Raw genomic sequence first — 12375 nt, forward strand, 5'->3', positions numbered from 1 at the left:
ATTCCCCGTAGAAGGAAAGCCCAAATGACCAAATTCGATCAAGACTGGGTCGCCGCCGAAGAGGCCAAGCGCAAGTGGATGGCCGAGAACGGCATGTATATCGAGGAGGAAGAGCATTCCTCCTGCGGTGTGGGCCTTGTCGTGTCGCTGGATGGCAAGCCGAGCCGTCAGGTGGTCGAGGCGGGGATTACCGCGCTGAAGGCGATCTGGCACCGGGGGGCTGTCGATGCCGACGGCAAGACCGGCGATGGCGCGGGCATCCATGTGCAGATCCCGGCCTCGTTCTTCTATGACCAGATCCGCCGCACGGGCCATGAACCGGATATGGATGCGCTGATGGCGGTCGGTCAGGTCTTTCTGCCGCGCAGCGATTTCGGGGCGCAGGAGACCTGCCGGACCATCGTGGAAAGCGAAGTTCTGCGGATGGGCTATTACATCTATGGCTGGCGCCACGTGCCGGTGGATGTGACCTGTCTGGGGGAAAAAGCCAACGCAACCCGGCCCGAGATCGAGCAGATCCTGATCTCAAACTCCAAGGGCGTGGACGAGGAAACCTTCGAGCGCGAGCTTTACGTTATCCGCCGCCGGATCGAGAAGGCGGCTGCCGCCGCCGGGATCAGCGGGTTGTACCTGTGTTCGCTGTCCTGCCGGTCGATCATCTACAAGGGCATGATGCTGGCCGAGCAGGTGAGCGAGTTCTACCCCGATCTTCAGGACGAGCGGTTCGAAAGCGCCTTTGCGATCTATCACCAGCGCTATTCCACCAACACCTTCCCGCAATGGTGGCTGGCGCAGCCCTTCCGCATGCTGGCCCATAACGGCGAAATCAACACGCTCAAGGGCAACCTGAACTGGATGAAGAGCCATGAGATCCGCATGGCGTCGTCCTATTTCGGGGAGCTTGCGGAGGATATCAAACCCATCGTGGCGGGCGGGTCGTCGGACTCGGCGGCGCTCGATTCCGTCTTCGAAGTGCTGGTCCGCGCGGGCCGCAATGCACCCATGGCCAAGACGATGCTGGTGCCCGAGGCCTGGTCCAAGACCTCGACCGAACTGCCCGAGGCGTGGCGCGATATGTACGCCTATTGCAACAGCGTGATGGAGCCGTGGGACGGCCCCGCCGCGCTGGCCATGACCGATGGCCGGTGGGTCTGCGCCGGGCTGGACCGGAACGGGCTGCGCCCGATGCGCTATGTGGTGACGGGCGAAGGTCTGCTGATCGCAGGGTCCGAGGCCGGGATGGTGCCGGTGAACGAGGCCGGTCTGGTCGAGAAGGGCGCGCTTGGTCCGGGGCAGATGATTGCCGTCGATATGGCCGAGGCGAAGCTTTATCACGACACCGAGATGAAAGATGCGCTGGCCGCAAGCCGTCCCTTCGGCGATTGGGTGGAGAAGGTCGTTGATCTTGGCGAGCAGACCGAGGGGCTGACGGAATCAGCGGCGTTCAACGGGCACGAGCTGCGCCAGCGCCAGATCGCGGCGGGCTACAGCATCGAAGAGCTTGAACAGATCCTTGCGCCGATGGCCGAGGATGGCAAGGAAACGCTGGCCTCGATGGGGGATGACACGCCCTCTGCCGTGCTGTCGAAACAGTATCGGCCACTGAGCCACTTCTTCCGCCAGAACTTCAGCCAGGTGACGAACCCACCGATCGACAGCTTGCGCGAATACCGGGTGATGAGTCTCAAGACCCGCTTCGGCAACCTCAAGAACGTGCTGGATGAAGACAGCAGCCAGACCGAGATTCTGGTGCTGGAAAGCCCCTTCGTGACCAACGCCCAGTTCGAGGAACTGCTAACCCAGTTCGGCGACAGTGTGGTCAGTATCGACTGCACTTTCCCCGCCGGTGGCGGCCAGGGTCTGCTGCGCGAGGAACTGGCGCGGATTCGGCTTGAGGCGGAAGATGCCGTGCGCTCTGGCGCGGGCCATCTGGTGCTGACCGACCGGGGCCAGAACGAAGACCGCATCGCGATGCCGATGATTCTGGCCACCTCCGCCGTGCATAGCTGGCTGACCAAACAGGGGCTGCGCACCTTCTGTTCGATCAACGTGCGGTCGGCAGAATGTATCGACCCGCATTACTTCGCCGTGTTGATCGGTGCGGGCGCGACCACTGTGAACGCCTATCTTGCGCAGGACAGCCTTGCCGACCGGATCGATCGCGGGTTGCTGGATTGCAGCCTCACCGAAGCCATGGCGCGGTATCGCAATGCGATTGATCAGGGGCTGCTGAAGATCATGGCGAAGATGGGAATCTCGGTGATCTCCTCCTATCGTGGCGGCCTGAACTTCGAGGCCGTGGGCCTTAGCCGCGCGATGGTGGCGGAATACTTCCCCGGCATGATTTCCCGTATCTCCGGCATTGGCGTCAGCGGTCTGCAGAAAAAGGCCGAAGAAGTGCACGCCAAGGGTTGGCTGTCCCAGACCGACATTCTGCCTATTGGCGGGTTCTACAAGGCGCGCCGGTCGGGCGAGAAGCACGCCTGGGAAGCGCAGACGATGCACATGATGCAGATGGCCTGCAACACCGCGTCTTACGAGATGTGGAAGCAGTACTCGGCCAAGATGCGGTCGAACCCGCCCATCCATCTGCGCGACCTTCTGGACATCAAGCCGCTCGGTAAGCCGATCCCGATTGAAGAGGTGGAAAGCATCACCTCGATCCGCAAGCGCTTCGTGACGCCGGGTATGTCCCTGGGGGCGCTCAGCCCAGAGGCGCACAAAACGCTGAACGTCGCCATGAACCGCATCGGTGCAAAGTCTGACAGTGGAGAAGGCGGTGAAGATCCGGCGCATTTCGTGCCGGAGCCCAATGGCGACAACCCGTCCGCCAAGATCAAGCAGGTGGCGTCGGGCCGCTTTGGCGTAACCGCCGAATACCTGAACCACTGCGAGGAACTGGAGATCAAAGTCGCGCAGGGTGCAAAGCCCGGCGAGGGCGGCCAGCTGCCCGGCATGAAGGTCACCGACCTGATCGCCCGGCTGCGCCATTCCACCAAGGGCGTCACGCTGATCAGCCCGCCGCCGCACCACGATATCTATTCCATCGAGGATCTGGCGCAGCTGATCTATGACCTCAAGCAGATCAACCCGCGCTGCAAGGTGACGGTAAAGCTGGTGGCGTCCTCGGGCGTTGGCACGATTGCCGCCGGTGTGGCCAAGGCCAAGGCCGATGTGATCCTGATCTCGGGTCATAACGGCGGCACCGGCGCGTCGCCTGCGACCTCGATCAAGTTCGCGGGCCTGCCCTGGGAAATGGGTCTGACCGAAGCGCATCAGGTGCTGGCGATGAACAACCTGCGGGGCCGCGTGACGCTGCGCACCGACGGGGGCCTGCGCACGGGGCGCGATATCGTCATGGCCGCGATGATGGGGGCCGAGGAATATGGCATCGGCACCGCCGCGCTGATTGCCATGGGCTGCATCATGGTGCGCCAGTGCCAGTCGAACACCTGCCCGGTCGGCGTGTGTACGCAGGATGAAAGCCTGCGCGCCAAATTCACCGGCAATGCCGACAAGGTGGTGAACCTGATCACCTTCTACGCGCAGGAAGTGCGGGAATTGCTGGCCAGCATCGGCGCACGGTCGCTGGACGAGGTTATTGGCCGGGCCGATCTGCTGAGCCAGGTCAGCCGTGGCTCCGCCCATCTGGACGATCTCGACCTGAACCCGCTGCTCATCACCGTCGATGGCTCGCAGAACATCGTCTACGACCGGCACAAGCCGCGCAACGCGGTGCCCGATACGCTGGACGCACAGATCGTCAAGGACGCGCACCGCTTCCTTGAGGATGGCGAGAAGATGCAGCTGTCTTACGCCGTGCAGAACACCCTGCGCACCATCGGCACGCGGACCAGTAGCCATATCGTCAAGAACTTCGGTATGCGCAACGCGTTGCAGCCCGACCATCTGACGGTGAAGCTGGAAGGCTCCGCCGGGCAGTCGCTCGGGGCCTTTGCCGCGCCGGGGCTGAAGCTGGAAGTGTCGGGCGATGCCAACGACTATGTCGGCAAGGGTCTGTCGGGGGGCACCATCGTGGTGCGGCCTGCACAAGTGAGCCCGCTGCAGGCGGATGAGAACGTGATCATCGGCAACACCGTTCTTTACGGCGCAACCGACGGCTACCTGTTCGCCGCTGGCCGCGCCGGGGAGCGGTTCGGGGTGCGGAACTCTGGCGCCAAGGTGGTGATCGAGGGCTGCGGGTCCAACGGGTGCGAGTACATGACCGGCGGTGTTGCCGTGATCCTCGGGTCCATCGGGGCCAATTTCGGGGCCGGAATGACGGGCGGCATGGCCTATCTCTACGATCCCGACGGCACGGCGCTGGAGAACATGAACCTTGAGACACTGGTGACCTGCCCGGTCACGGTCGATCACTGGGAAGACCAGCTGCACGGGCTGGTGGCGCGCCACGCCGCCGAGACCGGATCGCGCAAGGCGGCGGATATCCTGCAGCATTGGGACGAGGAGAAGGGCAACTTCCTCCAGGTCTGCCCGAAAGAGATGCTCAACAAGATCTCCCATCCCCTCGGGATCGAGGAAAAGGCCGTTCCGGCGGAGTGACCAGACGTCCGGCCAATGGCCGGGCAGTCCTCCATCTTGACCGGAGTTTTCCACCCGCCCCCCACTCAGGGGGCGGGCGGCATTGATCGCGTGCTGCACGTGCAGGCGCGAATTGTCCAATCTGGAATTTCCACCTCGTGACCGGCGCTGATCCGACCTGTACTGTACCATGATCGCACAGGGTCCAGTACGGGAGGGCCAGCAAAGTGACGAAAATGGAACTCACGGAACGGCCCGGGGTCCGCGCAGGCGGGTTCTTCAGCGACATGTCGGGCCACGAACTGGACCGCTTTCTCGATTTCGTCAGTCGTTTTCTGGATGAAACGCAAGATTGCCTCGGGCTCGACATGCCCGCCCGGGAAGTTCCGATCATGGTGCAGCTTGTCCGATCGCATCTGCGGGGGCGCATGGAAACTCCCTCGTCCCTGATCGACAGTTCCGGGCTGGCACGCGGAACCGCGCACCGGCTGATCGAGGACATGGTCGACCGTGGCCTGATTGCGAAACGTCCGCGCACGAAAAGCGGCAAGACCTTTTCGCTGCATCCTACGCCCTTGCTGATCGACGCTTGGCTGAATTATGTGCGCCGGATGAAGGCCCTGCTTGGCACCGTGTTCGGGCTGGAGGAGGATACCGACTATTTCTTCGGTGCCTCCTACCTGTCCTCTGCCGCTGTTGCCCCGTTGCCGGTTCTGTCTGAAAAGCTGGACCTCCCCGGCGGGTTGCGGGTGCTGCTGCATGCCGATGCCACCTTCATGGCGATGCAAAAGCTCAAACGCCAGTTCGAACTGCATTTCGGGGTGGAGCTTTCGGTGCGGGCGTTGTCGATCGACCGGCTGCACGAGGAAATCCTCGAAGACATGACCCGGCCGGTGTCGCGCTATGACATCGTCACCTGCGACCTGTGCTGGATGGAAGAGCTGATCCGCGCCGGAGCAATCCGGCCGATAGACCAGATGGGGCCGGGAAGCTCCCTCGAATACATGGATTTCCACCCCGAGGCGCTGTCCACCGCGCTGCGCGGGGAAACGCTCTACGGTCTTCCGGTGCAGACCACGCCAGAGCTGTTCATCTATCGCAGCGACCTGTTTGCAGAGGCCGATCTGACCCCACCCGCAACGCTGGCCGGAATGCTCGATTGTGCCCGCGCCCTTCACCGCCCCGAGATTGACCGCAGCGGCATTTGCTGGAACGGCGCGCGGGGGACGCCCGTGGGCACCACCTTCATGATGCTGATGGCCGATTTCGGCCAGCCGGTGCTGAACCTGCCGCCGATGGGGGACGGGTTTCGCGGGCAGGATCTGGGGCCGGAACACCTCGTCCCGATGCTGACCGCGCCCAAGGCGCTGGAGGCCGCGGAGTTTCTGGTGGAACTGTTGACCTATTCGCCCCCGAATGTGTTGCAGATGTCATGGTATGAACGTGCCAAGTGCTATGCGCAGGGACAGGCGGCCATGGGATATTGTTACACCCAGATCCTGCCGATCATCGAGAACGACCCGACCTCGCCCGCCTGTGGGCGAACCGGGTATCTGCCGCACCCCTCTGGCCCCGGCCAGCGTCCGATTGCGCCACTTGGGGGGTGGAATATCTGCCTGCCCGCGAACCTCAAGGACAGCCGGTTCGCGGCGGTCAAGCAGGCGGCGCAGACCCTGACATCCGCCGCCGCAACCAAGCTCTATATCGAGAATGGCAGCCTTGTCAGTTCGCGTTTCAGCGTCTGCAACGACCCCGCCGTCGCCCATGACCGCCCGGTCATTGCCACTGTCGACAAGCTGGCCCGTGCGGGCCAGTTGCAGACATGGCCGCGTCCTGCGGTCCCCCAGCTCAACACCTTGGTGCGTATTCTTGGCGAGGAGATTCACACGATGCTGCTGCGCAACAAGAAGCCGGGTGCCGCGTTGCGCGATGCGCAGGCCAGATGTGAAAGGACGATGGTGCGGGATCAGGTTGTCAGAGACTGACCCAACCCCGCATGCGGTCACTTTCCTGCATCGCCTCGATGGTGCGTTGCACCTCATAGGCTTCGCGGAAATCGGGGCCACATCTGCCTTGCCCGGCATGGGCGGCAATCAACTCCGCCACCTCGATCACCTTAAGGTCGTTGAAGCCCAGGTGATGGCCCGGCGCGGGACAGAAGGCGTCATAGGGCGGGTGCGCGGGGCCGGACTCTATGCGGGTGTAACCGCTGCGCCCCGCGGTGCCGGACCAGAGCAAAAGCTCGTTCATGTTTTCCTGGCTGAAGGCGAGCGCGCCTTTTGTGCCGGTGATTTCCCAGGACAGATCCATGGTGCGGGCAGTCGCGGCCCAGTTCGCCTCGATGCTGCCCGCCGCCCCGTTTTCGAAGCGCAGAAGGGCGTGGGTCATGTCATCGACCTTCACGGGCGCGCGTTCGGTGCTGCCCGGGGAAACGGGGCGCGTGGGGAAGATCGTGCGGCAATCGGCCTGCACCTGGGTTATCGGCCCGATCAGGAACCGCGCCATGGAGGTGATGTGGCTGCCGATATCGGCGAGCGCCCCGCCACCCGCCGGATCGGTGCGGAAGGAATGCGGCGCGTCGGGGCTTGCCATGTAGTTTTCGGCGTGCCGTCCGCGAAAGCCCGTGACCTCACCGATTTCGCCCGACGCGATGATCTCCCGCGCCAGCTTGATCATCGGGTTGCGCAGGAAGTTGAAGCCAACCAGCGTCGTGACGCCCGCAGCCTCTGCGGCCTCGGTCATCTCCAGTGCCGAAGCCGCCGTGGTCGACAGCGGCTTTTCGCAATATACGGTCTTGCCCGCCGCGATGGCCGCCAGCGCAATCGGCGCGTGCAGGACATTGGGCGCGGTGATGGCGACGATGCCAACCTCGGGGTCATCGACCAGCGCCTGCCAGTCAGCCGTGGACCGTGCGAACCCAAGCGCCGTCGCGCCCCGCTGCGCGAGGTCTTCGGTGGCGTCGGCCAGAATGCTCAGCTTCGGCTCCAACGGCAGGTCGAACAGCCCGCCAACAGCTCGAAAGGCATTGGCGTGGCACCGCCCCATGAAGCCCGACCCGACAAGGCCGATTCCGATTTCCTGCTTGCCCATGTCGTCCTCCTATTCCGCCGCTGGCCGTGCCAGATGATGCGACACCGCGTCGATCAGGTTTTCCTCGGTCATCGCCTCGCCCTCGAATTCGCCAACAAGCCGCCCCTCGGCCATGGCCAGCACCCGGTGGCTGACGCCCAGAACCTCGGGCATCTCGGATGAGATCACGATCACCGCCAGCCCTTGCTCGGCGAGGTTCGCAATCAGCGTATGGATGGCCGATTTCGATCCCACGTCGATCCCCCGCGTGGGTTCATCGAGAATGATCAGCTTCGGCCCGGCACATAGCCACTTGGCCAGAACGAATTTCTGCTGATTGCCGCCCGACAGCGTGGATACCGGCTGATCCGGCCCGGTCGTCTTGATCGACAGGGCGTCCTTGTACTCATCGAACGTGGCGCGTTCCCTGCCCCGGTCCATGACGCTGTTCCTGGCATAGCTGGCCAGATGCGGCAGGGTGGTGTTGTCCATCCCGCCCATCATCAGGACCAGCCCCTGTTCCTTGCGGCTCTCTGGCACAAGCGCCATGCCAAGGTCGATGGCCTGCCGGGGCGTGGGCAGCGGGATCTCCGCCCCTTCCCAATGCAGCGTGCCCCGGTCGGCCTTGCGGACACCGAAGAGCGTTTCCACAACATCGGACCGCCCCGCGCCGACAAGCCCGTAGAAGCCAAGCACCTCGCCCTGCCGGACGGAGAAGCTTACATCCTCGAACTGGCCTTGCAGGCTGAGACCATCAACGCGCAAAACCTCGTCCCCGAAACTGCTGTCGGCCTTGTGGAAATAGGCTTCCAGCGTGCGGCCGATCATCATGCGTGTGACGGCGGTGGCGTCGGTTTCTTTCGTGGTCACGGTGCCCTGCACCTGGCCGTCGCGCAGAACGGTGATGCGGTCGGTCAGCTCGAAGATTTCATCCATCTTGTGAGAGATATAGACGATCCCCACCCCTTGGCGCTGAAGCCCGCGGATGGTGGTGAAGAGCTGGTCCTTTTCCGTGTCGGTCAGCGAGGCCGTGGGTTCATCGAAGATCACCACATTGGCGCTGAACGCTTGGCTTCGGGCGATTTCCACCATCTGCTGCATGGCAACCGACAGCGTGCCGACCCGGTCATCGGGGCCGAAGCTGCATCCCATTGCATCGAGCGCTGCCAGTGCATCGCGGCGCAGCTTGCGCTTGTTCAGCACGCCAAACGCATTCGTCGGCCACGCGCCCAGATAGATGTTCTCGGCCACCGACAGTTCGGGCGACAGCGACAGTTCCTGGTGAATGAGCAGGATGCCCTTTTCGCGCGCGGCCAGAGGGTTGTCGATCTGGACGGGCTGGCCCTGGTAGATGATTTCGCCCGCATCGGGATGGTAGAGCCCGGCCAGCACTTTCATCAGCGTGGACTTGCCCGCGCCGTTTTCCCCCACAAGCGCGTGGACCTCGCCGGGGCGCACGTCAAAGCTGACCTTGTCCAGCGCGATCACGCCGGGGAAGGTTTTGGTAATGCCGGATAGGGTCAGGATGGGATCGGCCATGGTCATGCCTCCTGCCGGCTGAGCAGCTTGTCGATCAGCAGCGCGAGGACAAGGACCGTGCCCATCACCATCAGTTCGACGTAATTGGGGGTATTGAGCAAGCGCAGCCCGTTGCGCAGTACCGCCAGCGTCAGCACGCCGCCGATGGTCATCCACATGCTGCCGTATCCGCCCTGCAACCTTGTGCCGCCAAGCACCACGGCAATGATCGTCCAAAGCTCCCACACCTTGCCGGCATTGGGTTCAGCGGTGCCAAGGCGCATGGACAGCAGGATGCCCGCGATGGCGGCAAGCGCGCCGCAGAGGGTGAAATTGATGATTTTGTGACGCTTGATGTTGATACCTGCGTCATGGGCCGCGTCGATATTGTCGCCGATGGCGTAGGTCTCGCGCCCGTGGCGGGTGCTGGACAGGATCCACTGGAAGAACAAGGCCAGTGCGATGAAGATCATCGCGGTCAGGGACACCGGGCCAAGGTAGATCTCGGGGTAGTCGGTATAGCTGAAATCACTGACCATCAGGGCGTCTTCGCCGGTATAGATGAAGACCAGCCCCCGGATGCCGATCAGCCCGCCCAGCGTGACGATGAAGGAATGCATCCCCGACAGCGCCACCAGAGTCCCGTTGAGAAAGCCAAGCGCGGCACCCGACAGCAAGCCCACGAAGACCGCGGGCCAGATGCCGATATGGTCCTGCAACCCGATGGCCAGCGCCGAGGCCAGCGCAAGGATCGCGCCGACCGACAGGTCGATTTCCCCGTCGATCATCACCATGGTCATGCCGATGGCAAGAATGCCAATGAAGGCCGCCTGCGTCAGCACGTTACCAAGGTTGTTGACCGTCAGAAAATAGGGGCTGGAGGCGGAAAACACCACGACGGTCAGTGCCAGGAACACCCAGATGTGGTTGCGCATCAACAGGCGTGTGACGCTGCTGTGACCGCCTGTCTTGGTGATGGATGTGGTCGCGCTCATGCCAGGATCCTCCCGCGTTTGGCGCCCAGGTCGATCCAGACCGCCAGGATGATGACCGCCCAGGTGACGAGCCACTGCACGTAATAGGGAAAGCCGAGAAGCAGCAGTCCGTTCTGGATAAATCCGAGCATGGTGATGCCCAGAACAGTGCGCCAGATACTGCCTGACCCACCAAGCAGCGACGTACCCCCAAGGATCACGCCCGCCAGAACCGTCAGCTCATATCCCTGACCGATGGTGTTCTGCGCGCCCATCACGCGGCTGCCCATGATGACCGCTGCAATGGCTGTGGTCAGGCCGGAAAGCGCGTAGGCCCAGAAGACTGTCCACTTCGATGCGATGCCGGAAAAGCGGCTGGCGGTTTCATTGCCTCCCACCGCAAAGACCTGGCGGCCGAAAACCGTGCGGTTCAGGACAAAGGCCGCGATCACCGCCGTCACGAGGAAGATCAGCGCGGGCACCGGAACGCCGAGGAGGTCGTGCCGCCCAAATACCGCAAACCAAGTTGTCTGTGCATTCTGGACATTCACGTTCGAGCCGCCGGAATAGAAGAGGACAAGCCCTTGCAGGAAGGACAGCATCGCCAGCGTCACGATCAGGGCGTTCAGCCCGACAAGGCCGACTAGAACGCCGTTGAACATGCCAACCCCGATCCCCGCCGCAAGCGTGATCAGAATGGCCATGGCCGGGCCGGACGTGTTGTGTTGGTCGACCACGATCACCGTCAGCAGGGTCAGAAGCGATCCGACCGACAGATCCAGCCGCCCGGTGATCACCACGAAGGTGACGCCGACCGCCATGACGCCCGTGATCGACACCTGTCTCAGGACGTCGAAAATGTTGCCCGGCGTCAGGAACGCGTCGGCGCTGAGGGCGACCGAGATCAGGAACAGCCCGAACCCCGCCAAAAGCCCATGCCGACGCAGGAACGCCTTCACCTCTGTCTGCATTGTCACGATTCCTCCCTGTTTCGAACGGTAGGCGAAGGGCTCGGCCCGCAGACAGCGCCAATAAATCCAATCTGGTTATTCGGCCCTGATGCGCCATGCGATGAGGTCCCCGTGAAGTCCCCGTAGGGGCGGTCAAGAAAATCAGATTTGGACATGTCGCGCGTTGAACGGTTGCGCCCTCGGCTCATGATCAGGGGTGTTGAAAGGGCGCAGGCCGCGACGCCCCGTTGCCAATGGACAACCCGAGATGCGGCGCGAAAAGGGAGGAAAGAGATGACAAAACTGATGACAGGGGGCTTTGGCCTTGCGGTGGCAGCGGCGATGACCGCGGGCATGGCGATGGCGCAGGATGCACCGGACTGGCTGGGAGGCGACCTTCAGCAGCCGCTTTCGGAAACGCGGATCGGCATCACCGTGCTGTATCCGGGGTCCAACGCCTATCAGGCGATGTATGCCCAGGCAGCCGAGGAATACGCGGCAGAGCTTGGCATCCAGGCCACCGTGATGGACCCGCAGGGCGACCCGGCGGTGCAGTTCGACCAGATCCAGGACATGATTTCCCAGAACCCCCACGCGATCGTGGTCTGGCCCACCTCGCAGAATGCGCTGATTCCGGCGATCCGCTCTGCCTATCGCGCTGGTATCCCGGTGGTCACCTCGAACTCGCCCATTGGCGAAGCGGGGCGGCGCTACATCGTCGGTCACACCGGCCCCGATGACTGCCTGCAAGCTGAACAGTCCGCAGATATGCTGGCCGAAGCGCTTGGCGGCGAGGGCAATATCGTGGTCGTTGAAGGCACGCCGGGTTACACGGTGTCGATCCTGCGCGGCAACTGCTTCCTCGACCGGATCGCCGATGAATACCCGGGCATCACCGTGCTGGACAGCCAGACGGCAGAATGGAACCGCGAACGCGCCCAGACCGTGATGGAAACCTTCCTGACCCAGTATGGCGACCAGATCGACGGCGTCTACGCCTTCGACGACGGCATGGGTCTTGGCGTGATCAGCGCGCTGCAAGGCGCGGGCCTGGAGCCGGGCGAAGTGGCCGTCGTGACCTGTAATCAGTTCGGCGAAGGCTGGGACGCAATGCAGGAAGGCTGGCATCAGGGGTCGAACAAGCAGTCGCCCATTGATGATGCGATCCTTGCCATTCAGACGGCGATCCGCGTGGCCAATGGCATCGAGGTGCCTGTGCTTCAGGGGATCGAGACCCCGATGGTGACGCCCGAAAACGTGACCGAGTTCGAACGCCCGACCTGGTGATCTGACAGAAACGAAAGACGGGGCGCGCGGCGATC

At 63.1% G+C, this 12375-nt stretch carries 7 protein-coding genes; 3 read left to right on the top strand and 4 right to left on the bottom strand.

Translation table 11 applies throughout. The annotated features are described in order from the left end of the window. Positions 1-24 precede the first annotated feature (24 nt). Together gltB and ACOOEX_RS17835 are read left to right on the top strand one after the other, a co-directional pair. Positions 25-4563: a glutamate synthase large subunit gene (gene gltB, locus ACOOEX_RS17830; RefSeq protein WP_420396085.1), complete on the top strand. Its 4539-nt coding sequence runs from the start codon at positions 25-27 to the stop codon at positions 4561-4563. Between the two features lie 215 nt (positions 4564-4778). Continuing rightward, a complete protein-coding gene (locus ACOOEX_RS17835; protein ID WP_420396086.1) occupies positions 4779-6527 on the top strand; it encodes an ABC transporter substrate-binding protein in 1749 nt (582 codons plus the stop codon). Here ACOOEX_RS17835 and ACOOEX_RS17840 read toward each other — a convergent pair. From ACOOEX_RS17840 to ACOOEX_RS17855, 4 genes are read right to left on the bottom strand one after another with little or no spacing between them, the layout of a single operon-like run. Next, positions 6517-7632 (bottom strand): Gfo/Idh/MocA family protein, encoded by a 1116-nt coding sequence (locus tag ACOOEX_RS17840; protein WP_420396087.1) that lies wholly within the window; start codon positions 7630-7632, stop codon positions 6517-6519. The genes ACOOEX_RS17835 and ACOOEX_RS17840 overlap by 11 nt on opposite strands. A 9-nt stretch (positions 7633-7641) precedes the next feature. Continuing rightward, positions 7642-9150, bottom strand: coding sequence for a sugar ABC transporter ATP-binding protein (locus ACOOEX_RS17845; RefSeq protein ID WP_420396088.1), 1509 nt, complete (start codon positions 9148-9150; stop codon positions 7642-7644). A 2-nt stretch (positions 9151-9152) separates the two neighbouring features. Beyond that, positions 9153-10124, bottom strand: coding sequence for an ABC transporter permease (locus tag ACOOEX_RS17850; protein ID WP_420396089.1), 972 nt, complete (start codon positions 10122-10124; stop codon positions 9153-9155). Then, a complete protein-coding gene (locus ACOOEX_RS17855) occupies positions 10121-11074 on the bottom strand; it encodes an ABC transporter permease (RefSeq protein ID WP_420398387.1) in 954 nt (317 codons plus the stop codon). Before ACOOEX_RS17855 ends, ACOOEX_RS17850 begins: the two co-directional genes overlap by 4 nt. Positions 11075-11347: 273 nt before the next feature. Here ACOOEX_RS17855 and ACOOEX_RS17860 point away from each other — a divergent pair, with 273 nt between their 5' ends. After that, complete coding sequence (locus tag ACOOEX_RS17860) at positions 11348-12340, top strand: sugar ABC transporter substrate-binding protein (RefSeq protein ID WP_420396090.1); 993 nt, start codon at positions 11348-11350, stop codon at positions 12338-12340. The last annotated feature ends 35 nt before the right edge of the window (positions 12341-12375 follow it).

Origin of the sequence: Nioella sp., from assembly GCF_965215655.1 — a bacterium.
GTDB lineage: Bacteria > Pseudomonadota > Alphaproteobacteria > Rhodobacterales > Rhodobacteraceae > Nioella.